This is a genomic window from Nocardioides furvisabuli (genome assembly GCF_021083185.1).
GTDB classification, from domain to species: domain Bacteria; phylum Actinomycetota; class Actinomycetes; order Propionibacteriales; family Nocardioidaceae; genus Nocardioides; species Nocardioides furvisabuli.
The window spans coordinates 95,106-120,955 of record NZ_JAIGQB010000007.1; the positions used below are offsets into that span (position 1 = coordinate 95,106).

Genomic DNA, 25,850 nt, shown 5'->3' on the forward strand with positions numbered 1-25,850 from the left:
TGGGGTGCTCATCAGCCTCGGTGCTCCTGGTAGTAGCCGATCAGGGACTGGGTGGAGGGGTCCTGCTCCGCGAGCACTCCGGTGTCGCCCGAGACGGCGGGGCCGAGCTCCTGGGCGAGCTGCTTGCCGAGCTCGACGCCCCACTGGTCGAAGCTGTCGATGCCCCACACGGCGCCCTCGACGAAGGTGATGTGCTCGTAGAGCGCGACCAGCTGGCCCAGCACCCCGGGCGTCAGCAGCGGCGCCATGATCGAGGTCGTGGGCCGGTTGCCGGGGAACGTGCGGGCCGGCACGAGCGCCTCCTCCACCCCCTCGGCACGGACCTCGTCGGCGGTCTTGCCGAAGGCCAGCGCCTTGGTCTGGGCGAAGAAGTTGGCGAGGAACAGCTCGTGGACGTCCACCTGCCGTCCGTCGACCTCGTCGACGAGGGGGTACGCCGGCCGCGCGAAGGCGATGAAGTCCGCCGGCACGAGTCGGGTGCCCTGGTGGATCAGCTGGTAGAAGGCGTGCTGGCCGTTGGTGCCGGGCTCGCCCCAGAAGACCTCGCCGGTGTCGTAGTCCACCGGCGTGCCGTCCCACCGCACACCCTTGCCGTTGGACTCCATCGTGAGCTGCTGGAGGTAGGCCGGGAAGCGGTGCAGCAGCTGGGAGTAGGGCAGCACCGCGTGGGTGTGGGCACCGAGGAAGTTGGTGTACCAGACGTTGAGCAGTCCCATCCTCAGCGGCACGTTGGCTGCCGCAGGTGCCGTGCGGAAGTGCTCGTCCATCGCGTGGAAGCCCGCCAGCAGCTCGGCGAAGCGCTCAGGGCCGATCGCGATCACCAGCGAGAGGCCGATGGCCGAGTCCATCGAGTAGCGGCCGCCGACCCAGTCCCAGAAGCCGAAGGCGTTGTCGGTGTCGATGCCGAAGTCGGCGACCTTGTCGAGCGCGGTCGAGACGGCGACGAAGTGCTGCGCGACCGCTGCGTCGGCGTCGGTGCCGGCCGGGAGCTGCTCGAGCAGCCATGCCCTGCAGAGTCGGGCGTTGGTCAGCGTCTCCAGCGTCCCGAAGGTCTTGCTGGAGACGATGAACAGCGTCGTCTCGGGGTCGAGGCCGGACAGCGACTGCCCGGCGTCGGTCGGGTCGATGTTGCTGATGAAGCGGCAGGACAGGCCGTCCTGGCGGTAGGGCTCGAGCGCCTCGTAGGCCATCACCGGACCGAGGTCGGAGCCGCCGATGCCGATGTTGACGACCGTCTCGATGCGGCGCCCGGTGACCCCGGTCCACTCGCCCGAGCGCACGCGCTCCGCGAAGGCGTACGCCCGCTCGAGCACCTCGTGCACGTCGGCCACCACGTCCTGGCCGTCGACCGTCAGCGACGCGCCTGCCGGGAGACGGAGTGCGGTGTGGAGCACGGCGCGGTCCTCGGTGACGTTGATCCGCTCACCGGCGAGCATCGCGTCGCGGCGACCCAGGACGTCGACCTCGTCGGCGAGCGCCAGCAGCGCCGACTCGACCTCCGCGTCGACGAGGTTCTTCGACAGGTCGACGTGCAGGTCACCGGCGACCAGGGTCTGCTCCTCGACCCAGTCGGGGGTGAGGGAGGAGCGCAGGTCGGGCTGGAAGGAGCCGGCCAGCCGAGCCAGCCGGCTCCACGCGGCCGTGGTGGTGGGGTCGACCGCGCCCGTGCTCATGCCCGCGCGGCCTCGAGGGAGGCCGACAGGGTGGTCTGGAGCTCGTCCCAGGCGACGACGAACTTGTCGACGCCCTCCGCGATCAGCACCGCGATGACGTCGTCGTAGTCGATGCCCGCGTCGGCGAGCGCCTGCATGTGCGCGGCCGCGTCGTCGTAGAAGGGGCGTACGCGGTCCCCGCGCACCTCGCCGTGGTCGGCGACGGCGTCGAGGGTCTTCTCCGGCATGGTGTTGACGGTGTCCTCGACGACGAGGTCGACGACGTACATCGTGTCGTCGTAGTCGGGGTTCTTCACGCCGGTCGAGGCCCACAGCGGTCGCTGCTTGCGCGCCCCCTTGGCCGCGAGGGCCTCCCAGCGGGAGCCGGCGAAGAACTCCTCGTACATCTGGAACGCCAGGCGGGCGTTGGCCACGCCGGCCTTGCCGCGCAGGGCCGGGTCGGTGCCCGGACCCTCGGTGGTGGCCTCGAGGCGCTTGTCGATCTCGGAGTCCACGCGCGAGACGAAGAACGAGGCGACCGAGTGGATGTCGGCGAGCTCGTGGCCGTTCTCCAGCGCCTTCTCGAGGCCGGAGACGTAGGCCTCCATGACGTTGCGGTACTGCTCGAGGCCGAAGATCAGCGTCACGTTGACCGAGATGCCGGCGGCGATGGTCTCGGTGATGGCGGGCCAGCCGGCCTCGGTGCCGGGGATCTTGATCATCACGTTGGGCTGGTCGACGGTCTTCCACAGCGCGGCGGCCTCGGTGACGGTCTCGTCGGTCGAGTGGGCCAGGCCGGGGGAGACCTCGATGGAGACGCGGCCGTCGACGCCGTCGGTGGCGTCGAAGACCGGACGCATGACCTTGCAGGCCTCGCGCACGTCGTCGGTGGTGATGACCATCGTGGCGCGGTCGACGTCGGCGCCGTCGGCGGCGAGCTCGCGCACCTGGGCGTCGTAGCGCTCGCCGTCGGCGAGCGCGGCCTGGAAGATCGCCGGGTTGGACGTCACCCCGACCACGTTGCGGTTCTGCACGAGGTCGGCGAGGTTGCCGGTCTCGAGGCGCTCGCGGGACAGGTCGTCGAGCCAGATGGACACCCCGGCGTCGGCCAGGGCCTTGAGGCGGTCGTTCATGCGGGTTCCTCCCGTGGATGGGTCTGGACGGTCGTGGTCGCTCAGGCGTTGACGACGGCGACGCTGTCGCGCGCGGCGTCGGCGACGGCCTGGGCGGTGATGCCGACCTCGGTGTAGATCCGGGCGTAGTCGGCGGACGCGCCGTAGTGGTCGATGGAGATGATCCGGCCGTTGTCGCCGACGATCTCGCGCCAGCCCTGCTTGACGCCGGCCTCGACGGACACGCGCGCCTTCACGGTGGGGGGCAGGACGGTGTCGCGGTAGGACTCGTCCTGCTCCTCGAACCACTCCAGGCACGGCATCGACACCACGCGGGCGTCGATGCCGTCCTCGGCGAGCAGCGCCCGCGCCTCGACGGCGAGCTGCACCTCCGAGCCGGTGCCGACGAGGATCACGTCAGGCGTGCCCTTGTCGGCGTCGAGCAGCACGTAGGCGCCGCGGGCAACGCCCTCGGTCGAGCCCCACGTCTGCCCGGAGTCGGCGTCCTCGCCGCGCGGGAAGACCGGCACGTTCTGGCGGGTCAGGGCCAGGGCGGCGGGGGAGTCGGTGCGACCCAGGATCGTCTGCCAGGCGGCGACGGTCTCGTTGGCGTCCGCGGGGCGTACGACGTCGAGGCCGGGCATGGCGCGCAGGGCGGCGAGGTGCTCGACCGGCTGGTGCGTCGGGCCGTCCTCGCCGAGGCCGATGGAGTCGTGGGTCCACACGTAGGTGACCGGCAGCTTGCTGAGCGCCGCCACGCGCACCGAGCCGCGCATGTAGTCGGAGAAGGTGAGGAACGTGCCACCGAAGACGCGGGTGAGCCGGTCGGCCGCGATGCCGTTCATGATCGCGCCCATGCCGTGCTCGCGGATGCCGAAGTGGAGGACCCGACCGGCGTGGGGGTCGGTGCTCCACTCGCCGACCTCGGCGACCTCGGGACCGACGGAGGGGGCGCTGGTGATCGTGGTGTTGTTGGAGCCGGCGAGGTCGGCGGAGCCGCCCCACAGCTCGGGCAGCACCGGTGCCAGCGCGTTGATGACCTTGCCCGAGGCGGACCGGGTGGCGACGCCCTTGGCGTCGGCGGGGAAGGTCGGCAGCGTCTCGGCGAGGTCGGCGGGCATGGCGCGGCGCTTGAGCCGGTGCAGCAGCTCGGCGGACTCGGGGTGGGCGTCGGCCCAGGCGGCGTACGCCTCGTCCCATGCAGCACCCCAGGCTGACCCGCGCTCGCGCAGCTCGCGGGTGCGCTCGAGCACGCCCGGCGGGATCTCGAAGGTCTGGTCCGGGTCGAAGCCGAGGATCTTCTTGGTGGCGGCGACCTCCTCGGCGCCGAGGGCGCTGCCGTGGGCGGCCTCGGTGCCCTGGGCGTTGGGCGCCGGCCACGCGATGACCGTGTCGAGCACGATCAGCGAGGGCTGGTCGCTCACGTCGCGGGCCTTGCGGATGGCGGCGTAGAGGGCGGGGACGTCCTCGACGTAGTCGGTGCCGCCGTTGGTCCAGTCGACGGTCTGGACGTGCCAGCCGTAGGCCTCGTAGCGGGCGGCGACGTCCTCGGTGAAGGCGATGTCGGTGTCGCCCTCGATCGAGATCCGGTTGCGGTCGTAGATGAGGGTGAGGTTGCCGAGCTTCTGGGTGCCGGCGATCGAGCTCGCCTCGGAGCTGACGCCCTCCTGGAGGTCGCCGTCGGAGGCCAGGACGTAGACCTGGTGGTCGAAGAGGCCCTCGCCGGGCGCGGCGTCGGCGTCGAGCATGCCGTGGACGCGCCGTCCAGACAGGGCCATCCCGACGGCGTTGCCGACGCCCTGGCCCAGCGGTCCGGTCGTCACCTCGACGCCGGCGGTGTGGCCGAGCTCCGGGTGGCCCGGGGTCTTGGAGCCCCACGTGCGCAGCGCCTTCAGGTCGTCGAGCTCGAGGCCGAAGCCGCCGAGGTAGAGCTGGGTGTAGAGGGTGATCGAGCTGTGGCCGCACGACAGCACGAACCGGTCGCGGGCCATCCACTCCGGGTCGGCCGGGTCGTGGCGCATGACCTTCTGGAACAGCAGGTACGCCACCGGGGCGAGGCTCATCGCCGTGCCGGGGTGGCCGTTGCCGACCTTCTGGACCGCGTCCATCGCCAGGACCCGGGAGGTGTCGACCGCGCGCTGGTCGACGTCGTCCCACTCGAGGGTGGTGGGCAGGGCGGACTTCTCGGTCAACGCGGTTCCTCTCGGTGGAGTGCGGCCCGGGACTCGGGCTGGAGCTCGGGCTGGAGTGCAGGATCACAGGGGCACGAGGTGGCCTCGACTGCGAGCCTATCGCCGTGGCCGAGTAGACTCGACCCCGCCCGACGGGCCGTCCGGATGTCGGTTCATGTGCTCCTCATCCACCTCGGTTCCCCGAAGTCGGGATCGCATCCGTCCTGTCCCGCTCCCTCCTGTCACCGAGGTCCCCACCGTGTCCCACGCCGGCCCGCACGCAGCATCCGCGCGGCCGTCGACCGGTGACGAGCCCGGGAGCGAGGGACCGCCGACCTGGCGCGACGTCGTCGCGGCCTACGTCGGACTGACCAAGCCGCGCGTGATCGAGCTGCTGCTGCTCACGACCGTGCCGGTCATGTTCTTCGCCGAGCGTGGCATCCCCGCCCTCGGCCTGGTGGTGGCGACCGTGATCGGCGGCTCGCTGTCCGCGGGCTCGGCGTCGGCCTACAACTGCGTCTACGACCGCGACATCGACGAGCAGATGCGGCGTACGCGTCGCCGGGCACTGCCGCGGCACATGGTGTCGCCGGTCTCCGCGCTCGTCTTCGCCACGGTGCTGGCGGTGCTGTCGACCGTGGTGCTGGGCTTCTGGGTCAACTGGCTCTCTGCCGGGCTCTCGCTCCTGGCCAACGCCTTCTACGTCTTCGTCTACACGATGCTGCTCAAGCGGCGCACGACGCAGAACATCGTCTGGGGCGGCCTCGCCGGGTGCTTCCCGGCACTCATCGGCTGGACCGCGGTCACCAACGAGCTGGCGTGGACGCCGGTGGTGCTGTTCCTCGTCGTCTTCTTCTGGACCCCGCCCCACACCTGGGCCCTGGCGCTGCGCTACCGCGAGGACTACCGCAACGTCGACGTCCCGATGCTGCCGGTCGTGAAGCCCGCCGCAGAGGTGGGCCGACAGGTGGTCGTCTACAGCTGGGTGATGGTGGCGACCTCGCTGCTGCTGTGGCCCGTGGCCGGCACCAGCCTCGTCTATCCCGTGGCCGCCGCTGTGCTGGGCGCGGTCTTCCTGGTGGAGGCCCACCGCATGTGGGGCCGCGCGAAGCGTTCCGACGCGCTGTCCGAGATCAACCCGATGCGCCTGTTCCACGCATCGAACCTCTACCTCTCGCTGCTGTTCGTCGCGGTCGCGCTCGACCCGCTGCTGGGCTGACCCGCGTCAGCCGAGGTGCGTGGCCGCGCGCGGCTGCGTGCCCGCCTCGGCCCGGGCCTCGTTCTCCGAGGCGTGCGGAAGCACGGCGAGCCCGATCCGGGCCAGCCCCGCCGCGAGCAGCCCGGCGCCGAGCATGTGCAGGGCGACGAGGGCGACCGGCAGGTCGAGCCAGTACTGCACCCATCCGAGCGTGCCCTGGAGCACCTCGACGACGAGCACCAGGCCGGTCACGCGGGCCAGCCACCGGTGGCCACCGCGGACCGCGACGACGAGCAGTGCCACCGTGAGGGCCACGAGGACGTAGACGGAGATCGCGTGCGCCTGGGAGACGGCCGCCGGGTCGAGCCCGTTGCGCGGCGAGTCGGTGTCACCGGCGTGCGGACCGGCGCCGGTGACGACGGTCCCGAGGTAGAGCGCCACCCAGCCCGACGCCAGCGTCGCCCAGGCCAGCCTGCGCGGCAGCCGGGGGGCGGCGGTGCGGTCGGGGCTGCGCAGCTCGTCGAGCAGCGCGACGCAGACCATGATCATCGCCATCGAGAGCAGGAAGTGCCCGGCCACGATCCACGGGTTGAGGTCGGTCAGCACCGTGACGCCGCCGATGACGGCCTGGAGCGGGATGCCGAGCCCGATGACGAGCGAGAGCCGCGTCGCTCGGCGGTGCCTCGCGCCGAGGGCGGCGAGGAAGCACAGCAGTGCGATCGCGACGAGGACGAAGGTGAGCAGCCGGTTGCCGAACTCGATGGCACCGTGGAGACCCAGCTCGCCGTGGGCGACGTAGGAGTCGTCGGTGCAGCGCGGCCAGGTCGGGCAGCCGAGTCCGGAGCCGGTGAGGCGTACGGCGCCGCCGGTGACCACGATGCCGATGTTGGCGAGCAGGTTGGCCACCGCGAGGGGCCAGAGGTGCCGGGAGAGCCGGGCGAGCAGGGTGTGCATCATTCCCACCTGAAGGTTCGAGCCGTGAGCAGCGTGCCCAGGGCGGCCCAGGCAGCGAGGACGAGCAGGGAGCGACCGTCGACGCCCGCCTCCACGAGGGCCGTACGCATCGCCTCGCCGAGCGCGCCGGACGGGAGCCACTGGATGACGGTCGACGCGGCGCCGTAGGTGCTCGTCGGGAGCACCACGCCTCCCCCGGCCATGAGCAGGAGGTAGACGAGGTTGGCGAGGGCCAGGGTCGCCTCGGCGCGCAGTGCACCGGCCACGAACAGGCCGAGGGCGGCGAAGGCCGCGGTGCCGAGCGCGACCGCCAGGACCACGCCCAGCACCGTGCGCGCAGGTGCGTCCAGCGTCGGCTCCCAGCCGAGCAGCAGACCCACGACCACCAGCACGACGAGCTGGAGCGCGACCACGTTGAGCAGGGCGAGCACCTTGCCGAGCAGCAGGCCGTGGCGTGGCAGCGGGGAGGCGCCGAGGAGCTTGATGACGCCGTAGCGGCGCTCGAAGCCGGTCGAGATCGCCACCGAGGTGAAGGCCGTCGACATCACCGCCAGAGCGAGCACCCCGGGCGTGAGGATGTCGACCGCGCGGTGCCCGTCGAGGTCGATCCCGATCCGCCCGGCCGCGGCCACGCCCCCGACGAGCACGATCACCGGGATGACGATGGCGAGCAGCAGCTGCTCACCGTTGCGCAGCATGAGCCGCGCCTCCATCCGGGACTGGGCGAGCACCATGCGGCGCAGCGATGCGCCGCCGGGGGCGGGAGCGAAGGTGCGGGGGCTCACGAGGCGAGCTCGCGTCCGGTGAGCTCGAGGAAGACGTCCTCGAGGGTGCGCTGGCCGAGGTTGAGCGTCTGGGGAAGCACGCCGTGCTCCTCGCACCAGCGCGAGACCCGGCCCAGCGTGGTCGAGTCGGCGGGGCCGTGGATGAGCATGCTGACCTCGTCGAGCTGGCGCACCTCGGTCTCGGGGCCGAGCTCGGCGCGCAGCGACTCCGGGGCGCCTTCGGGGAAGGGCCGGTTGACCACGAGGCGGATGGTGGCCGAGCGGCCGCCCCGGGTCAGCTCGGCCGGCGTGCCGCTGGTGATCACGCGGCCGCGGTCGATGATGTGGATGCGGTCGGCGAGGTGCTCGGCCTCGTCCATGTGGTGGGTGGTGAGCACCACCGTCACGCCGTCGGCGCGGATCTCCTCGAGCAGCTCCCAGGTCGTGCGCCGGGCTTGCGGGTCCATGCCCGCCGTCGGCTCGTCGACGAAGACCAGCTCGGGACGGCCCACGAGCGCGATGGCGAGGCCGAGCCGCTGCTTCTGCCCTCCGGAGAGCCGGCGGTAGGGCGTACGTCCGCAGTCACCCAGGCCGAGGCGCTCGACCAGCATCTCGGTGTCGAGCGGGAGGGCGTGCAGGGAGGCCATGTGCTCGAGCATCTCCACCGCACGTACGCCGCTCCACGCGCCGCCGGCCTGCAGCATCACACCGATCCGGGGGAGCAGTGCCGCGCGGTCGCGCTGCGGGTCGAGCCCGAGCACCCGCACCGTGCCGCGCTGCGGGACGCGGTAGCCCTCGCAGGTCTCCAGCGTCGTGGTCTTGCCCGCCCCGTTCGGACCGAGCACGGCGGTGACGGATCCACGTGCGACCTCGAGCGAGAGTCCGTCGACGGCCACCTTGTCGCCGTACGCCATCACCAGGCCGTCGATCTCGACGGCGGGGGAGGCGGTTGGCACGCTCCAATCCTAGGGGCGGGTTAATGGGCGGCGGCTGTCGGTCCCCGCCGCTAGCGTGGCTGCCATGACTCGCCCAGCGATCGAGGCCGAGGGCCTCGTCAAGCACTTCGGGGACACCGTGGCCGTGGACGGGGTGTCCTTCGTCGTGCCGGAGGGCACCGTCCTCGGCCTCCTCGGGCCCAACGGAGCCGGCAAGACCACGACGGTCCGCATGATGACGACGCTGACCCGTCCCACGTCCGGCACCGCGCGCGTCGCCGGTCACGACATCCTCCACGACCCCGCAGCGGTGCGCCGCAGCATGGGCCTGACCGGGCAGGCGGCGACCGTGGACGAGCTGCTGACCGGTCGGGAGAACCTGCGCCTCATCGGCCGGCTCTACGGCCTCGACCCGAGCTACCTCACCCGTGCCAGCGGCGAGCTGCTCGAGCGCTTCTCCCTCTCCGACGCCGGTGACCGGATCGCCAAGACCTACTCCGGCGGGATGCGCCGGCGCCTCGACCTCGCGGTCAGCCTGATCGCGACGCCGCCGGTGCTCTTCCTCGACGAGCCGACCACCGGCCTCGACCCGCGCTCGCGCGTCGAGCTCTGGGAGGTGCTGCGCGAGCTGGTCAAGGACGGCACCACGCTCCTGCTGACCACCCAATACCTGGAGGAGGCCGACCAGCTGGCCGACAACATCGTGGTCATCGACCGGGGCACGGTCATCGCCGAGGGCACCCCGCTGCAGCTCAAGGACCAGTCCGGCGCTGCGGCGCTCGTGGTCACGGTGTCCCACCCCCGCGACCTCGAGGCGGCGGAGGCCCTCATCCGTCCGCACGTCAGGGAGGTCCACGTGGACGCCGGCTCCCGACAGCTGACCGCGCCCGCCGAGGGGCTGGGCCACATGACGAGGGTCGCCGGGATCTTCGACGAGAGCGGCATCGTGCTCGACGACATCGGGCTCAAGCGCCCGAGCCTGGACGACGTGTTCCTCCACCTCACCGGCCACCGGGCAGAGGACGGGGCCCAGGACGGGACCCAGGACGACGAGACCGCCACCGAGCAGGCAGGAAGGATCACCCGATGAGCACCATCGAGCGACCCGAGATCCGCGACACCGGCCTCCTGACCCAGTCGTGGGCCATCGCCCGGCGCAACTTCCGCCACATCCGGCGGATGCCCGAGATGCTGCTGGACGTCACCATCCAGCCGGTGATGTTCGTGCTGCTCTTCGCCTACGTCTTCGGCTCGTCCATCGACGTGGCCACGCCCGCCGGCTATCGCGCGTTCCTGCTGGCGGGGATCATGGCCCAGACCGTGGCCTTCGCCTCGTTCATCGTGGCGGTCGGGCTGACCTCCGACCTGGAGAAGGGCATCGTCGACCGGATGCGGTCGCTGCCGATCAACCCGGCGGCGGTCCTGGTCGGACGCAGCATCTCCAGCATCGTGCACGCCTCGATCGGGCTGGTCGTGATGTCGCTGACCGGCCTGCTGATCGGCTGGCGCATCCACACCAACATCTTCGAGGCCGCCTTCGGCTACGTGCTGCTGCTCGGGTGGGGCTTCGCGATGATCTGGATCGGGATCCTCGTCGGCTCCGCGATGCGCTCGGTCGAGGCGGTCAACGGGGTCATGTTCGCCACGATCTTCCCGATCACCTTCCTCGCCAACACCTTCGCCCCGACCGACCGGATGCCGCCCTTCCTGCGGACCGTCGCCGAGTGGAACCCCATCTCCTCGCTCACCCAGGCCGTGCGCGAGCTCTGGGGCAACGACCAGCCGCTGGCCGAGGGCGCGGCGTTCCCGATGCACCACCCGATCCCGTTCACCATCGGCTGGATCATCCTCATCACCGCCGTGGTGGCCCCCCTGGCGATCCGCACGTTCCGCAGTCGCACGGCCGACTGAGCGCGGTGCGGACAGAGTCCCCGGCGCACTTAGGTGACCCTTCCTTGAAGCAGGTGGGGCAATAACGTCACACTGTCGTTGTGGAATTGACCGGATCTACCGCAGGAGCGCCCAGCCGCGCTTCGGCGAGCCTTGACGGGGACGCGCCGACGCGCGACCGCGTGGCGCGCACGATCCTGGAGAACGGACCGTCCACCGCGGCTGACCTCGCCGGCCGCCTCGACCTGACGCCCGCCGCCGTACGCCGCCACCTCGAGCACCTGCTCGCCGAGGGCATCGTCGAGTCGCGCGAGCAGAAGGTCTACGGCACGCGCGGTCGCGGCCGCCCGGCGCGGGTCTTCGCGCTCACCGAGGCGGGGCGCGACAGCTTCGACCAGCAGTACGACGACCTCGCCGTGCAGGCGATGCGCTTCCTCGCCGAGACCCAGGGCGAGGACGCCGTCGTCGAGTTCGCCCGCCGTCGCGTCGCCTTCGTCGAGCGCGACTACGCCGTCGTCACGGCCGCCGACCCGGACCTGACGCCTGCCGAGGCGCTCGCGCGGGTCTTCACCCAGAACGGCTACGCCGCCTCGGTGCGCGACCTGCCGGTCGTGGGGGAGCAGCTGTGCCAGCAGCACTGCCCGGTCTCCCACGTCGCCCACGAGTTCCCGCAGCTGTGCGAGGCCGAGACCGAAGCGATCGCCTCCGTGCTCGGCACCCACGTCCAGCGTCTCGCCACCATCGCCCACGGCGACGGCGTGTGCACCACCTGCATCCCCCAGACCCTCAAGACGGACCCTCAGACGGACCCCAAGAAGGAGCAGTCATGACCCAGAACCTGAGCATCGAAGAAATGAACCCGGAGCTCAAGGGCATCGGCCGCTACGAGTTCGGCTGGTCCGACAGCGACGCGGCGGGCTCCGTCGCCAAGCGGGGCCTCAGCGAGGACGTCGTACGCGACATCTCCGGTCTCAAGAGCGAGCCGCAGTGGATGCTCGACCTGCGCCTGAAGGGCCTCAAGCTCTTCCACCGCAAGCCGATGCCGACGTGGGGCTCGGACCTGGGAGGCATCGACTTCGACAACATCAAGTACTTCGTGCGCTCCAGCGAGAAGCAGGCGGCCACGTGGGACGACCTTCCCGAGGACATCAAGAACACCTACGACAAGCTCGGCATCCCCGAGGCCGAGAAGCAGCGCCTCGTCTCCGGCGTGGCCGCCCAGTACGAGTCCGAGGTCGTCTACCACTCGATCCGCGAGGACCTCGAGGAGCAGGGCGTCATCTTCGTCGACACCGACACCGCGCTGAAGGAGCACGAGGAGCTCTTCAAGGAGTACTTCGGCACCGTCATCCCGGTCGGTGACAACAAGTTCGCCGCGCTCAACACCTCGGTGTGGTCGGGCGGCTCGTTCATCTACGTCCCGAAGGGTGTCCACGTCGACATCCCGCTGCAGGCCTACTTCCGGATCAACACCGAGAACATGGGCCAGTTCGAGCGGACGCTGATCATCGTCGACGAGGACGCCTACGTGCACTACGTCGAGGGCTGCACCGCGCCGATCTACTCCTCGGACTCGCTGCACTCCGCGGTCGTCGAGATCATCGTCAAGAAGGGTGGTCGCTGCCGTTACACGACCATCCAGAACTGGTCGAACAACGTCTACAACCTCGTCACCAAGCGCGCCACCTGCGAGGCCGGCGCGACCATGGAGTGGGTCGACGGCAACATCGGCTCCAAGGTGACGATGAAGTACCCCGCCATCTACCTCATGGGCGAGCACGCCAAGGGCGAGACGCTGTCGATCGCGTTCGCCGGCGAGGGTCAGCACCAGGACGCCGGCGCCAAGATGGTGCACGCAGCGCCGCACACGTCGAGCTCGATCCTGAGCAAGTCGGTGGCGCGCGGCGGCGGGCGTACGTCGTACCGCGGCCTCATCCAGGTCAACGAGGGTGCCCACGGCTCGAAGTCCAACGTGCTGTGCGACGCGCTGCTGGTCGACCAGATCAGCCGCAGCGACACCTACCCCTACGTCGACATCCGCGAGGACGACGTGTCGATGGGCCACGAGGCGAGCGTCTCGAAGGTCTCCGACGACCAGCTCTTCTACCTCATGTCACGCGGCATGGAGCAGGACGAGGCGATGGCGATGATCGTGCGCGGCTTCGTCGAGCCGATCGCCAAGGAGCTGCCGATGGAGTACGCCCTCGAGCTCAACCGCCTCATCGAGCTCCAGATGGAAGGGGCCGTGGGCTGACGCTCGCGCCTGTCCCCGTCCGATCCGCACGTAGAAAGAGAAGTAGTGACCGTCACCACTGATTCAGTCCGCTCCGCACTGGAGCAGGCGCCCCTCGACAAGGTGGAGAGCCACCTCCACCCGGCCGGCTCCTACGACGTCGCTGACCACGTGGTCCCCACCGGCCGCGAGGAGATCTGGCGCTTCACGCCGCTCAAGCGGCTCAGGGGCCTGCACGCCGATGCGCCGCTCGACTGGCGCAACACCCGCGCGACCTGGAACGCCCCCGAGGGCGCCACGGTCGGCGTGGTGACCGGCGACGAGGCCACCGCACTGCGCGGCGTGAGCGGCTGGGCACCCAACACCCGCTTCACCGCACGGATCCTGGCCGAGGTCCCGGCGACGCTGCTGGTCGACGTGCCGGCCGACACCGAGGTGTCCGAACCGATCGTGATCGACGTCGACGGCACCGACGCCGACGTGACCAGCGGCGCGCACGTGGTGCTGCGCTTCGGCACCCACAGCAAGGCCGTCGTGGTGCTCAACCACACCGGCTCGGCCGCGGTCTCGGCGGTCGTCGAGGTGGTCGTGGCCGACGGCGCCGACGCCTCGGTCGTCTCGATCCAGGACTGGGCCGACGACGCCGTCCACCTCTCGCACCACCAGGCGCGCGTGGGTCGCGATGCGTCCTACAAGCACGCTGCGATCTCCTTTGGCGGCGACGTGGTGCGCATGGATGCCAACGTGACCTACGACGGTCCCGGCGGCTCCGCCGAGCTGCTCGGTCTCTACTTCGCCGACGCCGGCCAGCACATCGAGCACCGGATCTTCGCCGACCACACCGCGCCCCGCACGAAGTCGCACGCCGTCTACAAGGGCGCGCTGCAGGGCGAGAAGGCGCACACCGTGTGGGTGGGCAACGTGCTGATCCGCAAGGTCGCCGAGGGGATCGAGACCTACGAGGAGAACCGCAACCTCGTCCTCACCGACGGCTGCCAGGCCGACTCGATCCCCAACCTCGAGATCGAGACCGGCGAGATCGAGGGCGCGGGCCACGCCTCGGCCACGGCCCGCTTCGACGACGAGCAGCTGTTCTACCTCCAGTCGCGCGGGGTCTCCGAGAAGGAGGCCCAGCGCCTGGTCGTGCACGGCTTCTTCAACGACCTGATCCGCAAGGTCGGTGTCCCCTCCATCGAGGCTCGGCTGCTGGCGACGGTCGAGGCGGAGCTGGCCAAGAACGTGCTGAAGGAGCTCTCCTGATGGGCTTCGAGCGCGCCTGCTCCCTCGACGAGGTGCCGACCGACCAGGCCCTGGCCGTCACGCTCGGCCGCTACGAGATCGCCATCGCCCGTGACGGCGACGAGGTCTTCGCGGTCGAGGACCTCTGCAGCCACGCCGAGGTCGCCCTGAGCCAGGGCGAGGTCGCCACCAGCGACGGCGCCTGCCAGATCGAGTGCTGGCTGCACGGGTCGATGTTCGACCTGCGCACCGGCAAGCCGACCAACTTCCCCGCGACCGAGCCGGTCGCCACCTTCCCCGTCGACGTACGCGCCAATGCCGATGGCACCAGCGACGTCTACGTCGACACCGAGACCACCCTGAACGGAGTCACCCCCGCATGAGCAAGCTCGTCATCACCGACCTGCACGTCACCGTCGACACCGAGGACGGCCCGAAGGAGATCCTCAAGGGCGTCACGCTGACCATCGACGACGGCGAGACGCACGCCATCATGGGCCCCAACGGCTCCGGCAAGTCGACCCTGGCCTACTCCATCGCGGGCCACCCGAAGTACACGATCACCGGCGGCTCGGTCACCCTCGACGGCCAGGACGTGCTGTCGCTCTCGGTCGACGAGCGCGCCCGCGCCGGCCTGTTCCTCGCGATGCAGTACCCCGTCGAGGTCCCCGGCGTCTCGGTGTCGAACTTCCTCCGCACCGCGAAGACCGCCATCGACGGCGAGGCGCCCAAGCTGCGCACCTGGGTCAAGGACGTCAACGCGGCCCTCGAGCAGCTGAACCTCGACCCGACCTTCGGCACCCGGAACGTGAACGAGGGCTTCTCCGGTGGCGAGAAGAAGCGCCACGAGATCGCGCAGCTCGAGCTGCTCGACCCGAAGGTCGCCGTCCTCGACGAGACCGACTCCGGCCTCGACATCGACGCGCTGAAGATCGTCTCGGAGGGCGTCAACCGTTTCCGGGCACGCGAGGGCAAGGGTGTCCTGCTGATCACCCACTACACCCGCATCCTGCGCTACATCGAGCCCGACCACGTCCACGTCTTCGTCGACGGCAAGGTCGCCGCGTCCGGCGGCAAGGAGCTCGCCGACCAGCTCGAGGCAGAGGGTTACGACCGCTACCTCAACCCCGCCTCGGCCTGACCCACCCCGCCAGAACGAGAGAGGAGACCACCGTGGACGGACTGCTTCCGGATCTGGACGTCATCCGCAAGGACTTCCCGATCCTCGAGCGCACGCTCGCGGGCGGGGTGCCGCTGGTCTACCTCGACAGCGCCAACACCTCGCAGAAGCCGCAGGTGGTCATCGACACGATGGTCGACCACCTCGAGCGCCACAACGCCAACATCGCCCGCGCCATGCACCAGCTCGGCGCGGAGTCGACCGAGGCCTACGAGGGCGCCCGCGACAAGGTGGCTGCCTTCCTCAACGCGCCGTCGCGCAACGAGGTGGTCTTCACCAAGAACGCCACCGAGGCGCTCAACCTGCTGGCCCGCACGATCGAGCTCGGGCCCGGCGACAACGTCGTCATCACCGAGATGGAGCACCACTCCAACATCGTGTCGTGGCAGCTGGCCTGCGAGCGCTCCGGTGCGGAGCTGCGCTGGTTCGGGCTGACCGACGAGGGCGAGCTGGACCTCGCCGACGCCGACCAGCTGGTCGACGAGAACACCAAGGTCCTCGCCTTCACGTGGGTCTCCAACATGCTCGGCACGATCAACCCGGTCACCGACCTCGTCGAGCGTGCCCGCGCGTTCGGCGCGCTGTCGGTGATCGATGCCTCGCAGGCCGCGCCGCAGCTCCCGATCGACGTGCAAGCCGTCGGGTGCGACTTCCTGGTCTTCACCGGTCACAAGGTGTGCGGCCCGACGGGGATCGGCGTGCTGTGGGGCCGTGAGGAGCTGCTCAACGCGCTCCCGCCCTTCCACGGTGGCGGCGAGATGATCGAGACCGTGACCATGGCGCGCTCGACCTATGCGAAGGTGCCGCACCGCTTCGAGGCCGGCACCCCGCCGATCGTCGAGGCGGTCGGGCTGGGCTGTGCGGTCGACTACCTCGGCCACATCGGGCTCCAGGCGATCCACGCCCACGAGCAGGCGATCACGGCGTACGCCCTCGAGGGCCTGCAGTCCGTGCCCGGGCTCCGGGTGATGGGTCCGCTGGACGCCACGCGGCGCGGCGGTGCGATCTCCTTCGAGCTCGACGGCGTCCACCCCCACGACATCGCCCAGGTGCTCGACTCGCGCGGCGTCGCCGTGCGCGCCGGGCACCACTGCGCCAGGCCCGCGCACGCCCGCTTCGGGGTGCAGAGCTCGACGCGGATGTCGTCCTACCTCTACACGACGCCCGCGGAGATCGACGCGCTCGTGGAGGGCCTCCACCACACCCGCAGCTACTTCAAGGTGGGATGAACCGATGAGTGCCGAGCTGGACTCGCTCTACCAGGAGATCATCCTGGACCACTACAAGAACCCGCACCACAAGGGACTCAGGGGCGACCCGTCCTCTGCTGGGGTCGCCGAGGTGCACCACGTGAACCCGACCTGCGGCGACGAGGTCACGCTGCGCGTGCACCTCACCGACGGGCCGGAGGGCCGCATCGTCGAGGACGTGTCCTACGACGCCGTCGGGTGCTCGATCTCCCAGGCGTCCACGTCGGTGATGGCCGACCTCGTGATCGGCAAGCCGGTCGACGAGGCCATGTCGGTTCACCAGACCTTCCTCGAGCTCATGCAGGGCAAGGGACAGGTCGAGCCCGACGAGGAGGTCCTCGAGGACGGCATCGCGTTCGCCGGTGTCGCCAAGTTCCCCGCGCGCGTGAAGTGCGCGCTGCTCTCCTGGATGGCGTGGAAGGACGCGACCGCCCAGGCCCAATCAGATTCGGCCCCGACCGGAGGAGTCACCCATGACTGACCAGCAGATCGACCACGGCGACCTGCCCGACGTGCCTGAGGCGAGCGCCGGAGGTGGCACGTCGACGGTGACCGTCGACGACGTCACCGAGGCGATGAAGGACGTCGTCGACCCCGAGCTCGGGATCAACGTCGTCGACCTCGGCCTCGTCTACGACGTCCACCTCGACGAGCACAGCAACGCGGTGCTCGACATGACGCTGACGTCGGCGGCGTGCCCGCTGACCGACGTGATCATGGACCAGACCAACGCGGCCCTCGAGGGGATCGTCAACGACGTCGCGATCAACTGGGTCTGGATGCCGCCGTGGGGACCGGACAAGATCACCGACGACGGCCGCGAGCAGCTGCGCGCGCTCGGGTTCAACGTCTGAGGTCAAGGCGCACCTGACCTGCGGATATTCCGTGGCGTCGGGGGTGCGCCGGGGCGCACACTCCACCCGTGCTGAACCCCCACCCCACGCGCTACGCCGAGCTCAACGGCGTGCTCCACGTGCTCGTCACCGGCGCCCAGCAGGCGCTGGGGGAGTCGTTCGTGGGCGCCTACGTGCAGGGGTCGTTCGCGCTCGGCGCGGGTGACCTGCACAGCGACTGCGACTTCGTCGTCGCGGTGCGGGGGCGACCCGACGCCGCGCAGGAGGCGGCTCTGCGGGCCCTGCACCGGGACCTGCCGGACCGGGACGGGCACTGGTTCGGCCACCTCGAGGGGTCGTACGCCGTCGCCGCGGACCTGCGCTCGGTCGACGGTCTGGGCCGCGAGTGGCTCTACGTCGACCACGGTCACGTCGAGATGACGTGGTCCACCCACTGCAACCAGCCCTGGACCCGCTGGGTCCTGCGCGAGCACGGCATCACGCTCGTCGGTCCGTGCCCGGTCGAGCTGGTCGGCGCGGTGCCCGACGAGGTGCTGCGCGGCAGTGCGCGCACCGGCCTCGCAAGCCTCGTCGACGACATCGCCTCCTGGTGCCCCTCGGACGTCGCCTGGTGCCAGCGCTACCTCGTGGTCCAGGCGAGCCGGTGCCTCTACACCGTCCGCACCGGGGAGGTGGCGAGCAAGCGGGACGCACTGCGCTGGGCGATGGTGCACGGCGACCCGCGATGGCGGCCGCTCCTCCAGCAGGTGCTGGCCGACCGCGACCTCGGCCTCGACCCGCAGGACCCACCGCGACCGGGATCGCTGGAGGCGGCGCGGGAGTTCGCGGCGTACGTCGCCGCCGAGGCCTGAACGGATCGGGGTCGGCTCGCTAGGCTCCGGTCATGGATGAGCCCGAGGTCGACCTGCCCGAGACGGACTTCGACCACGAGGAGCTCCGCGTCTTCTGGAACCTGGCCCGCTTCCACGCCAAGCTCAACGCGGCGCCGTCCTACTTCGGTCCGACCACGCTCGAGTCGGTGCCGCCGCCGGCGTGGGCGTTCGGCGACTCGGCGCAGGAGTCCGACGCCTTCGTCGAGCAGGTGCTGGCCGACGAGCGCGGATCGACGTCGGCGGACGCCGCGGACTATGCCGGCGACCTGCCGCAGGTGGGAGTGCTGTCGATCCTGTGCGACGGGTCCGGTGTGCCGCGCGCGCTGGTGGAGGTCAGCGAGGTCGCGATCGCGGACGACGAGGTCGTCGAGTCGTTCCGGGTGGTCTACCGCGCCTGAGGCGCGTCGCCGGGTGTGGGAGAGTCCTCGCATGGCCGAGCGGATGACCTACCTCCTCGTCGACGGGGAGAACATCGACGCCACCCTGGGCACCTCGATCCTGGGGCGGCGCCCCCGGCCCGAGGAGCGCCCCCGGTGGGACCGGCTGCTGGAGTGGGCCGAGCGGGCCTTCGACCAGGACGTCACCGGCCTGTTCTTCCTCGCGGCCAGCACCGAGATGCCGATCAGCTTCGTGCAGGCGCTGCTCGCGATCGGCTTCAAGCCGGTCCCGCTGAGCGGCGAGGGCAAGATCGTCGACATCGCGATCCAGCGCACCGCCGAGGCGCTGGTCGACCGTGACGCCGACGTCGTGCTCGTCAGCCACGACGGGGACTTCGTCGACCAGGTCGCGCAGCTCTGCGACGGCTCGCGGCAGGTCGGCGTCATCGGTTTCACCGAGTTCGTCAACTCGCAGTTCCGCAACCTCCCGGGCCTGCGGATCTTCGACCTCGAGTACGACCTCGGTGCCTTCAACACCCCATTGCCGCGCGTGCGGATCATCCCGATCGACGAGTTCGACCCGCTCGACTTCCTCTGAGGCAGCGAGCCCTGGGAAGGACTCGCTCACGGGGCGCAGGTGTCGAACCCGACGCCGCCTGAGGCATAGGTCTGCAGGGCGGCACGTGGGCGACCTTCGTTGTGTCGCACCTCGATGACGTTGCTCTGCCGGACCATCGTCCAGCCGGGATCGTAGGGCGAGTTGTTGCCGTCCGCAGGCATCAGCACGCCGAGAGCCAGCGAATCATCCAGCGCGACCCCCGAGTACATCTGCTCCCGGACTGTCATGGCTGACTCGGCGGCCGCCGTGTCCACGAAGACGCTGCGGTGGATGACGTCCTGACCCGGCTCCCACGAGATCACGGTGGACCGGGGCATGCCCAGTTCGGTGATGCCGAAGCGCTCCGCCCAGGCCGTGATGCGTTCGGGCGTGTCTCGGTTGGACGTCGCCCGGGCGACCGGTGCACCGCAGTAGAAGAAGTCGCTGGTCTTCATCCCGACCCACTCCAGATCCTGCAGCCCGTCGGGCTCGAGGATCGTTGCCAAGCCGGTCCGGTCCTCAGCGCCGGTGGGGTCCAGCCCTGACACGTCGCCGAGGACGACCAGGTGGGATGCGGCGTGGATCCGGACGACGGGAAAGAACTGCGAGGGAAAGCGATCGGCGATGAGCCCGGCGTTGAGGGTGTCGACGTGGTCGGCCGCCATGCCATCGAGGTGGAATGCCTCCCACGCTCCCTCGGAGCGCTGCTCGAAGCCTGCGCTCGCCAGGTCTGCGTAGGCAGCCGTGAGGTCCACCTCGTCCCTGACCCGGATGATCTCAGTCGACGTGCTCTCCTCGCGCGAGCTGTCTTGTTGCGCGAGCAGCGACCACTCGACGTCGAGCTGGCTGAACGGGGCGCCGCCGGTCGTCATCTGCTCGACGAAGGGAGCGAGGCTGCTCGCCGCAGCGAAGTCGGACGGCGGCACGTCCCCACGACGGTCGGCATAGGCCGCGCCGCGCTCGACGACACTCGTGCCATCGGCTCCGAGGAGGCCGAGTCGGTCGGCGGACCGCTTGTCGCTACGGAACTCCACACCTCCCACTCCCGCAGGCAGGACGGCCAGTGCCTCTTCCAGTGGAGTCAAGGCCAGCGCCTCCTCGGCCTGGCCCACGGAGTCTCGGTCGGTCGTGCCGCTCGGGGTGGGGACGGCGAGGTCCTCGGGAGTCGCTGACGAACAAGCTGGGAGCGCAAGAACAGCCAGGACGATGGTGGTGGTCGCGGCGCGAGCCCTCACGGTGTGCATGCGCGGACTGTAGCGACGGCGTCGAGGACGCAGTACACCTTCGAGAAGTCGGCTCCACGGATTCCCGCCGCCGTCACGGCTTCGCGCGGACCTTCGTCACCCAGTAGTCGGTGTCGGGGGTCGCGGTGGTGCCGAAGCGCGCGTTGGGCAGGTAGAGCCTGCCACCGAACTTCGCGACCGTGGTCGGCACGTCGAAGCTCGTCGACCCGTCGAGGTCGTCGGCGGTGATGGTGCGCACGAGCTCGCCGCTGGACCCGGTGCGGTCGAGGCGGACCACGGCGATCTCGTTGATGCGGTTGCGCACGACGTAGAGCAACCGGCCGTGGCGGAGCATGCCGTCGCCCATGGTGAGCGAGGTGCCACCGAGGTCGACCGCGGTCGCGACCCCGGTCGCCGGGTCGACGCGGTAGAGCACGCCGGTGCCGGAGTTGATCACGAGCAGGTCGCCGCCGGTGGGGGTGGTGCTGATGCCGTTGGCGCCGAAGCCGGTGCCCTGCACCCACTCGCCGGTCAGGGGGAGCGTCGTCGCCGTCGCGGCCGCAGCACCCTTCGAGTCGCGCGCGACGCGGTAGAGCTGCGGGAGCCCGGAGTCGGTGAACCAGGCGGCCCGCTTGGTGAGGACCACGTCGTTGACGAAGGCGCCGTCGACGTCGTAGTCGGTGACGTCCCCGGAACGGGTCTCGACCACGCGGGCGGTGCCGGAGTCACCGCCGGCGACGAAGAGCCGGGCGCGTCGGTCGGACTTCAGGCCGACGGCGGGGGTGCCGGTGCCGTCGACGACGACCTCGCCCTCGCCGGTGCGCAGCGAGACGCGGTAGATGTCGCCGTCCGCGAGCGACCCGAGCCAGGCCTTCGCGCCGGGACCGATCGCGATGCCCTCCGGCTGGAAGCCGTCGGGCAGCTCGATGCGTGAGGGGAACGGCCTGTCGCGTTCTGCGAGTTCGGCGGACGCGGGAGACGTGGCGGTCAGGGCGCTGAGCCCGAGGACGGCGGTGAGGGCGGGGACGAGGATGCGGCGCACGGAGGGACCTCCCGGAAATGGTGGATCTTCGACTGTAACCACGGGTTCCGAGCGGCAGGCTAGGTTCGGCCCGTGCCCCACGTCCTCGTCCCCGCCGCCCGCTGGCCGCGCTGGGTCGACAACTTCACGACCGGCCACGGCGACACCGACCTGCAGGTGCGGGAGGGCGACCTGTCGGGGAGCGCCGCGGACGGCTCGCACTTCACCGCCCACCTGCCGTTCGCGACGGCGTACGACGGACCGGCCGACGCCGCGGCCTTCGCCGAGGCAGCCGTGCCGCCGGGGGAGTGGGGTGTCCTGCTGGTGCGCAAGGGCGGCTTCGCCGTCGCGCGCCTGCGCACCACCGGTCTCGTCGAGCACAAGATCGGCCAGCGCCACGTGCAGGGCCGCACCAAGGCGGGCGGGCAGAGCCAGCAGCGCTTCGCCCGTCGACGCGACAACCAGGCACGACAGGCCTACGAGGCGGCGGCCGAGCACGCTGCGCGGATCCTCGCCGGCGTCGGGCCGGTCGTGACAGGGGGCGACCACGGTGCGGTCGAGGCCGTGCTCAACGACCCGCGGCTCGCGCGGCTCACGGTCGTCGAGCCGTGGCTGGCCGTGCCCGACCCCCGTCGCGCGGTGCTCGACCGGGCGGTGCTCGACGCGCAGGCGATCCGCGTCGAGGTCACCAACGCCGGGTGACCCGCATGCGCGATCCTGCGCCGCAGCGACCGCGGCGTGCGCTAGGTTCGCGGCCATGGACGGCTCCCGCTGGCAGCCCGAGCCCGGGTGGCGAGCCCTTCCCGGTGCCGGACCGGCCACCGCCGGGGTCTGGTCGGCCAGCGTCGGCGGGCGTGACGTGGTGGTCAAGCGGCTGCAGGCCCCGGACCCGTACGCCGCCGGCGGCGTCCTCGCGCCACGCGACGTGAACTACTGGCGGCGCGCCGCCGACGTCGCCCTCAGCGGCGTGGTCGCCGGTTCACCGGGGCTGCGCGAGGCGGGCGTCGTACGGGTCGAGGAGGACGAGGAGGGCGTCACGCTCGTCCACGAGCGCGTCGAGCACCACGACGCGCCCGGCCTCTGGCTGGCCGCCTGCCTCGGTCGCTTCGCGGCCGTCGACCTGGGGGAGCACCCGTGGCTCGTCCGCGATCAGCTGCGCACCCGACTGGCGCTGGTGGACCGACGCGGCGGATGGCGCGTCCTCGCCCGGACGCCTGTTGCGGACATCGCCGATCATCTCTGGAGGCACCGCGAGCCCTGGCTCGACCGGTGCGACGCGCTCCCGCAGGTCGCCCAGCACGGAGACCCGTCCGCGGCCAACATCCCCGGGCGAGTGTCCGGGGGCGAGGGGGCGATCGCCATCGACTGGGCCCACCTGGGGCGCGGACCGGTCGGCGCCGACCTGGGCTACCTCTCCCTCGCGACCCGCGAGGCCGTCGAGCCGCTCGTGGAGGCGTACGTCGACGCGTTGCCGGCAGGCCTGGCCACCACGGAGCAGGTGATGACGGGCGCCCGGGTGATGGCGGTCTACACCGCCCTCACCCGCCTGGACTGGGCCCTGGCCCGCGTCGCCGAGGGCGACGGAGCGCTCGCCGGGAAGTTCCGCCACCCGAGCGTGGCGCCCTACATCCGCGCGATGCAGCGCCAGGTCACCCAGATCGAGGCGCTGCTCGCCTGAGGGTGCGTCGGGTCAGAGGTCGCTGGCCGAGAAGGTGTCGCACGCCTCGAGCGAGCCCTCCTCGTAGCCGCGGGTGAACCACGCCATCCGCTGCTCCGACGAGCCGTGCGTCCAGCCCTCGGGGTCGACGCCCTGGCCGGACTTCTGCTGGATCCGGTCGTCGCCGACGGCCTTGGCCGAGTCGAGTGCCTCGGCGATGTCGGCGTCGTCCAGGGTGATCAGCTCGCTGTCCTCGGCGTGCGCGGTCCACATCCCGGCGTAGCAGTCGGCCTGGAGCTCGAGGCGCACGGCGTCGGAGTCGGCGCCCTGCTGGGTGCGGACCCGGCCCATGGTGCCCATCAGGTTCTGCACGTGGTGGCCGTACTCGTGGGCGAGGACGTAGGGCTCGACGAAGTCGCCGCCCCGGCCGCCGAGCTGGCCCTCGAGGACGTCGGCGAAGAAGGTGGTGTCGAGGTAGATGCCCTGGTCGGGCGGGCAGTAGAACGGCCCGACCTGTGAGGAGGCCTGCCCGCACCCGGTGGTGACGGCACCGCTGAAGGTCGTCATCGACGCGGGGGAGAAGCCGGTGTCGGACTGGCTGGGCAGCGTGTCGGCCCAGTAGTCGACGAGGGAGTTCTCGACCGCCACGCGCGCGCAGTCCACGTCGGAGTTGGCGTCCGCGCCGGTCCGGCAGTTCTGGTAGCGCTCCTCGTCCTGCATGCGGCTGGTGTCCGTGCCCGACGACGTGCCGCCGCCGGGGCTCGGGAGGCCGCCGCCGGTGCACTGCGTGAGGACGAGGAACAGGATCACGATCAGCACCGCACCGATGCCGCCACCGGCCTTGGTGCCACCCGGCAGCGGGATGCGCATCGGGCCGCCGGAGGCGCCACCGCCGCCACCGTCGCGGACGCGAGAGGTGTCGAGCCGGGCCTTCGGGTTGAAGCGCATGGGTGGTGCCTTCCAGCAGGTCGTGACGGTCGGAGCGACCGCAGCGAAGGTTAGCGCCTGTGCCGCCGATGGGGCTCCTGCCTCCACCCCTTCGTAGGATGTGGCCCGATGATCACCGCCCAGAAGCTCGAGGTCAGAGCCGGCGCGCGGCTCCTCATGGAGGACGTCACCTTCCGCATCGCCGCAGGCGACAAGGTGGGCCTCGTGGGGCGCAACGGAGCCGGCAAGACGACCCTCACCCGCATCCTCGCCGGCGAGGGGACCCCCGCCGACGGGCAGGTCCTCCGCAGCGGCGAGGTCGGCTACCTCCCGCAGGACCCGCGCGTCGGCGACCCCGAGGTGATCGCCCGCGACCGGATCCTGTCCGCGCGCGGCCTCGACGAGGTCGTACGCCGCCTGCGCGACGCCGAGGTCGACATGGCCGACCCCGACCCCAAGGTCCACGAGCGCGGCATGAAGCGCTGGGCGCGCGCCGACGCCGAGCTCCACGCCGGGGGCGGCTACGCCGCCGAGTCCGAGGCCGCGCAGATGGCCGCCGCCCTCGGCATCGAGGAGCGCATCCTCGCCCAGCCGATCGGCACCCTCTCCGGTGGCCAGCGCCGCCGGGTCGAGCTCGCCCGCATCCTCTTCTCCGGTGCCGAGATCATGCTGCTCGACGAGCCCACCAACCACCTCGACGCCGACTCGATCGTGTGGCTGCGCGACTTCCTCAAGGCCCACCGCGGCGGGTTCGTGGTCATCAGCCACGACAACGCCCTCCTCGAGGCCACGGTCAACAAGGTCTTCCACCTCGACGCCAACCGCGCCGTCATCGACGTCTACAACATGGGCTGGCACAACTACCTCACCCAGCGCGAGGACGACGAGAAGCGCCGCAAGCGCGAGCGCTCGAACGCCGAGAACAAGGCCAAGGTGCTCACCGACCAGGCCAACAAGATGCGCGCCAAGGCGACCAAGGCCCAGGCCGCGCAGTCGATGCTCAAGCGGGCCGAGAAGATGATGGCCGGCATCGAGGGCGAGCGTGCGGCCGACAAGGTGGCGCGGATCGCCTTCCCCGAGCCCGCCCCGTGCGGCAAGACGCCGCTCATGGGGTCGGAGCTGTCGAAGTCCTACGGCTCGCTCGAGGTCTTCACCGCCGTCGACCTCGCGATCGACCGGGGCAGCCGCGTGGTCATCCTCGGCCTCAACGGCGCCGGCAAGACCACGATGCTGCGCATCCTGGCCGGCGTCGACCAGCCCGACACCGGTGAGGTCGTGCCGGGCTACGGGCTCAAGATGGGCTACTACGCCCAGGAGCACGAGACGCTCGACGTCAACCGCACGGTGCTGGAGAACATGCACAGCGCGGCGCCCGAGCTCACCGACACCCAGGCCCGCTCGGTGCTCGGCTCGTTCCTCTTCTCCGGCGACGACGCGCACAAGCCCGCCGGTGTGCTGTCGGGCGGGGAGAAGACCCGGCTCGCCCTGGCGATCCTGGTCGTCTCCAGCGCGAATGTCCTGCTGCTCGACGAGCCCACCAACAACCTCGACCCCGCCTCCCGCGAGGAGGTGCTCCACGCGATCCGCAGCTACACCGGCGCGATCATCCTCGTCACCCACGACGAGGGCGCGGTGCGGGCGCTCGACCCCGACCGGGTCCTCCTGCTGCCCGACGGCGACGAGGACCTGTGGAACGAGGACTACGCCGACCTGGTGTCGCTCGCCTGAGGTTACCCGCCGGTA

26 protein-coding genes are annotated in these 25,850 nt (G+C 70.9%); 17 read left to right on the plus strand and 9 right to left on the minus strand.

What is annotated here, in order from left to right; translation table 11 throughout:
• Positions 1 to 11: 11 nt before the first annotated feature.
• The 3 genes from pgi to tkt are packed head-to-tail and all read right to left on the minus strand — an operon-like array spanning position 12 to position 4,938.
• Complete coding sequence (gene pgi / locus K4G59_RS14440; protein WP_231251766.1) at positions 12 to 1,673, minus strand: glucose-6-phosphate isomerase; 1,662 nt, start codon at positions 1,671 to 1,673, stop codon at positions 12 to 14.
• Positions 1,670 to 2,785: a transaldolase gene (tal, locus tag K4G59_RS14445; RefSeq protein WP_231251767.1), complete on the minus strand. Its 1,116-nt coding sequence runs from the start codon at positions 2,783 to 2,785 to the stop codon at positions 1,670 to 1,672. Before tal ends, pgi begins: the two co-directional genes overlap by 4 nt.
• A gap of 41 nt (positions 2,786 to 2,826) precedes the next feature.
• A complete protein-coding gene (tkt, locus tag K4G59_RS14450) occupies positions 2,827 to 4,938 on the minus strand; it encodes a transketolase (protein ID WP_231251869.1) in 2,112 nt (703 codons plus the stop codon).
• Between the two features lie 172 nt (positions 4,939 to 5,110).
• Here tkt and K4G59_RS14455 point away from each other — a divergent pair, with 172 nt between their 5' ends.
• Positions 5,111 to 6,154, plus strand: a complete 1,044-nt coding sequence (locus tag K4G59_RS14455) for a heme o synthase (RefSeq protein WP_372461818.1) — start codon at positions 5,111 to 5,113, stop codon at positions 6,152 to 6,154.
• A 6-nt stretch (positions 6,155 to 6,160) separates the two neighbouring features.
• On the opposite strand, the gene K4G59_RS14460 is transcribed toward K4G59_RS14455, so the two are convergent.
• Genes K4G59_RS14460 through K4G59_RS14470 form a run of 3 tightly spaced genes read right to left on the minus strand, consistent with a single transcriptional unit; the run spans position 6,161 to position 8,807 of the window.
• Positions 6,161 to 7,087, minus strand: coding sequence for a COX15/CtaA family protein (locus tag K4G59_RS14460; protein WP_231251769.1), 927 nt, complete (start codon positions 7,085 to 7,087; stop codon positions 6,161 to 6,163).
• Complete coding sequence (locus K4G59_RS14465; RefSeq protein ID WP_231251770.1) at positions 7,087 to 7,872, minus strand: ABC transporter permease; 786 nt, start codon at positions 7,870 to 7,872, stop codon at positions 7,087 to 7,089. The genes K4G59_RS14460 and K4G59_RS14465 overlap by 1 nt, the downstream gene beginning before the upstream one ends.
• Positions 7,869 to 8,807 (minus strand): ABC transporter ATP-binding protein, encoded by a 939-nt coding sequence (locus K4G59_RS14470; protein WP_231251771.1) that lies wholly within the window; start codon positions 8,805 to 8,807, stop codon positions 7,869 to 7,871. The genes K4G59_RS14465 and K4G59_RS14470 overlap by 4 nt, the downstream gene beginning before the upstream one ends.
• 64 nt (positions 8,808 to 8,871) lie before the next feature.
• Here K4G59_RS14470 and K4G59_RS14475 point away from each other — a divergent pair, with 64 nt between their 5' ends.
• From K4G59_RS14475 to K4G59_RS14535, 13 genes are all read left to right on the plus strand, one after another.
• The gene (locus K4G59_RS14475; protein ID WP_231251772.1) at positions 8,872 to 9,876 is read left to right on the plus strand and encodes an ATP-binding cassette domain-containing protein; all 1,005 of its coding nucleotides are present in this window, start codon (positions 8,872 to 8,874) and stop codon (positions 9,874 to 9,876) included.
• Positions 9,873 to 10,697, plus strand: a complete 825-nt coding sequence (locus tag K4G59_RS14480; RefSeq protein WP_231251773.1) for an ABC transporter permease — start codon at positions 9,873 to 9,875, stop codon at positions 10,695 to 10,697. Before K4G59_RS14475 ends, K4G59_RS14480 begins: the two co-directional genes overlap by 4 nt.
• 80 nt (positions 10,698 to 10,777) lie before the next feature.
• Entirely contained in the window at positions 10,778 to 11,506 is a 729-nt protein-coding gene (locus K4G59_RS14485) for a helix-turn-helix transcriptional regulator (RefSeq protein WP_372461819.1), read from the plus strand.
• Positions 11,503 to 12,930, plus strand: coding sequence for a Fe-S cluster assembly protein SufB (sufB, locus tag K4G59_RS14490; protein WP_231251775.1), 1,428 nt, complete (start codon positions 11,503 to 11,505; stop codon positions 12,928 to 12,930). Before K4G59_RS14485 ends, sufB begins: the two co-directional genes overlap by 4 nt.
• A 45-nt stretch (positions 12,931 to 12,975) precedes the next feature.
• Positions 12,976 to 14,169 carry a Fe-S cluster assembly protein SufD gene (sufD, locus tag K4G59_RS14495; protein WP_231251776.1) on the plus strand — a complete coding sequence of 398 codons (1,194 nt, stop codon included), beginning with the start codon at positions 12,976 to 12,978 and terminating at the stop codon, positions 14,167 to 14,169.
• Entirely contained in the window at positions 14,169 to 14,531 is a 363-nt protein-coding gene (locus tag K4G59_RS14500; RefSeq protein WP_231251777.1) for a non-heme iron oxygenase ferredoxin subunit, read from the plus strand. The genes sufD and K4G59_RS14500 overlap by 1 nt, the downstream gene beginning before the upstream one ends.
• Positions 14,528 to 15,289 (plus strand): Fe-S cluster assembly ATPase SufC, encoded by a 762-nt coding sequence (gene sufC, locus K4G59_RS14505; protein ID WP_231251778.1) that lies wholly within the window; start codon positions 14,528 to 14,530, stop codon positions 15,287 to 15,289. The genes K4G59_RS14500 and sufC overlap by 4 nt, the downstream gene beginning before the upstream one ends.
• Positions 15,290 to 15,321: 32 nt before the next feature.
• Positions 15,322 to 16,557 carry a cysteine desulfurase gene (locus K4G59_RS14510; protein WP_372461820.1) on the plus strand — a complete coding sequence of 412 codons (1,236 nt, stop codon included), beginning with the start codon at positions 15,322 to 15,324 and terminating at the stop codon, positions 16,555 to 16,557.
• Between the two features lie 4 nt (positions 16,558 to 16,561).
• Entirely contained in the window at positions 16,562 to 17,059 is a 498-nt protein-coding gene (sufU, locus tag K4G59_RS14515; RefSeq protein WP_231251779.1) for a Fe-S cluster assembly sulfur transfer protein SufU, read from the plus strand.
• Positions 17,052 to 17,432 (plus strand): metal-sulfur cluster assembly factor, encoded by a 381-nt coding sequence (locus K4G59_RS14520; RefSeq protein ID WP_269210180.1) that lies wholly within the window; start codon positions 17,052 to 17,054, stop codon positions 17,430 to 17,432. Before sufU ends, K4G59_RS14520 begins: the two co-directional genes overlap by 8 nt.
• 68 nt (positions 17,433 to 17,500) lie before the next feature.
• Positions 17,501 to 18,283: an aminoglycoside adenylyltransferase domain-containing protein gene (locus tag K4G59_RS14525; RefSeq protein WP_231251780.1), complete on the plus strand. Its 783-nt coding sequence runs from the start codon at positions 17,501 to 17,503 to the stop codon at positions 18,281 to 18,283.
• A 32-nt stretch (positions 18,284 to 18,315) separates the two neighbouring features.
• A complete protein-coding gene (locus K4G59_RS14530; protein WP_231251781.1) occupies positions 18,316 to 18,702 on the plus strand; it encodes an ASCH domain-containing protein in 387 nt (128 codons plus the stop codon).
• A 31-nt stretch (positions 18,703 to 18,733) separates the two neighbouring features.
• Positions 18,734 to 19,279: an NYN domain-containing protein gene (locus K4G59_RS14535; RefSeq protein WP_231251782.1), complete on the plus strand. Its 546-nt coding sequence runs from the start codon at positions 18,734 to 18,736 to the stop codon at positions 19,277 to 19,279.
• Between the two features lie 26 nt (positions 19,280 to 19,305).
• Here K4G59_RS14535 and K4G59_RS14540 read toward each other — a convergent pair whose 3' ends face one another.
• Together K4G59_RS14540 and K4G59_RS14545 are read right to left on the minus strand one after the other, a co-directional pair.
• The gene (locus tag K4G59_RS14540) at positions 19,306 to 20,523 is read right to left on the minus strand and encodes a hypothetical protein (RefSeq protein ID WP_231251783.1); all 1,218 of its coding nucleotides are present in this window, start codon (positions 20,521 to 20,523) and stop codon (positions 19,306 to 19,308) included.
• Between the two features lie 73 nt (positions 20,524 to 20,596).
• A complete protein-coding gene (locus K4G59_RS14545) occupies positions 20,597 to 21,544 on the minus strand; it encodes an SMP-30/gluconolactonase/LRE family protein (protein ID WP_231251784.1) in 948 nt (315 codons plus the stop codon).
• Positions 21,545 to 21,616: 72 nt separating this feature from the next.
• Between K4G59_RS14545 and K4G59_RS14550 the strand changes: the two genes are divergently transcribed.
• Together K4G59_RS14550 and K4G59_RS14555 are read left to right on the plus strand one after the other, a co-directional pair.
• Positions 21,617 to 22,225, plus strand: a complete 609-nt coding sequence (locus K4G59_RS14550; protein WP_231251785.1) for an acVLRF1 family peptidyl-tRNA hydrolase — start codon at positions 21,617 to 21,619, stop codon at positions 22,223 to 22,225.
• A gap of 55 nt (positions 22,226 to 22,280) precedes the next feature.
• Positions 22,281 to 23,201 carry an aminoglycoside phosphotransferase family protein gene (locus K4G59_RS14555; RefSeq protein ID WP_231251786.1) on the plus strand — a complete coding sequence of 307 codons (921 nt, stop codon included), beginning with the start codon at positions 22,281 to 22,283 and terminating at the stop codon, positions 23,199 to 23,201.
• A gap of 12 nt (positions 23,202 to 23,213) precedes the next feature.
• Here K4G59_RS14555 and ypfJ read toward each other — a convergent pair whose 3' ends face one another.
• Positions 23,214 to 24,128 carry a KPN_02809 family neutral zinc metallopeptidase gene (gene ypfJ / locus K4G59_RS14560; RefSeq protein ID WP_231251787.1) on the minus strand — a complete coding sequence of 305 codons (915 nt, stop codon included), beginning with the start codon at positions 24,126 to 24,128 and terminating at the stop codon, positions 23,214 to 23,216.
• Positions 24,129 to 24,236: 108 nt separating this feature from the next.
• Between ypfJ and K4G59_RS14565 the strand changes: the two genes are divergently transcribed.
• Positions 24,237 to 25,835: an ABC-F family ATP-binding cassette domain-containing protein gene (locus tag K4G59_RS14565; RefSeq protein WP_207081629.1), complete on the plus strand. Its 1,599-nt coding sequence runs from the start codon at positions 24,237 to 24,239 to the stop codon at positions 25,833 to 25,835.
• Positions 25,836 to 25,850 lie beyond the last annotated feature (15 nt).

Coding starts and splice junctions, on each gene's coding strand:
- K4G59_RS14500 (WP_231251777.1), top strand. CDS start 14,169: ATGGGCTTCGAGCGCGCCTGCTCCCTCGACGAGGTGCCGACCGACCAG.
- tal (WP_231251767.1), bottom strand. CDS start 2,785: ATGAACGACCGCCTCAAGGCCCTGGCCGACGCCGGGGTGTCCATCTGG.
- K4G59_RS14480 (WP_231251773.1), top strand. CDS start 9,873: ATGAGCACCATCGAGCGACCCGAGATCCGCGACACCGGCCTCCTGACC.
- K4G59_RS14540 (WP_231251783.1), bottom strand. CDS start 20,523: ATGCACACCGTGAGGGCTCGCGCCGCGACCACCACCATCGTCCTGGCT.
- sufC (WP_231251778.1), top strand. CDS start 14,528: ATGAGCAAGCTCGTCATCACCGACCTGCACGTCACCGTCGACACCGAG.
- K4G59_RS14455 (WP_372461818.1), top strand. CDS start 5,111: ATGTGCTCCTCATCCACCTCGGTTCCCCGAAGTCGGGATCGCATCCGT.
- K4G59_RS14530 (WP_231251781.1), top strand. CDS start 18,316: ATGGATGAGCCCGAGGTCGACCTGCCCGAGACGGACTTCGACCACGAG.
- pgi (WP_231251766.1), bottom strand. CDS start 1,673: ATGAGCACGGGCGCGGTCGACCCCACCACCACGGCCGCGTGGAGCCGG.
- K4G59_RS14565 (WP_207081629.1), top strand. CDS start 24,237: ATGATCACCGCCCAGAAGCTCGAGGTCAGAGCCGGCGCGCGGCTCCTC.
- K4G59_RS14460 (WP_231251769.1), bottom strand. CDS start 7,087: ATGCACACCCTGCTCGCCCGGCTCTCCCGGCACCTCTGGCCCCTCGCG.
- sufB (WP_231251775.1), top strand. CDS start 11,503: ATGACCCAGAACCTGAGCATCGAAGAAATGAACCCGGAGCTCAAGGGC.
- K4G59_RS14520 (WP_269210180.1), top strand. CDS start 17,052: ATGACTGACCAGCAGATCGACCACGGCGACCTGCCCGACGTGCCTGAG.
- K4G59_RS14535 (WP_231251782.1), top strand. CDS start 18,734: ATGGCCGAGCGGATGACCTACCTCCTCGTCGACGGGGAGAACATCGAC.
- K4G59_RS14555 (WP_231251786.1), top strand. CDS start 22,281: ATGGACGGCTCCCGCTGGCAGCCCGAGCCCGGGTGGCGAGCCCTTCCC.
- K4G59_RS14475 (WP_231251772.1), top strand. CDS start 8,872: ATGACTCGCCCAGCGATCGAGGCCGAGGGCCTCGTCAAGCACTTCGGG.
- sufU (WP_231251779.1), top strand. CDS start 16,562: ATGAGTGCCGAGCTGGACTCGCTCTACCAGGAGATCATCCTGGACCAC.
- ypfJ (WP_231251787.1), bottom strand. CDS start 24,128: ATGCGCTTCAACCCGAAGGCCCGGCTCGACACCTCTCGCGTCCGCGAC.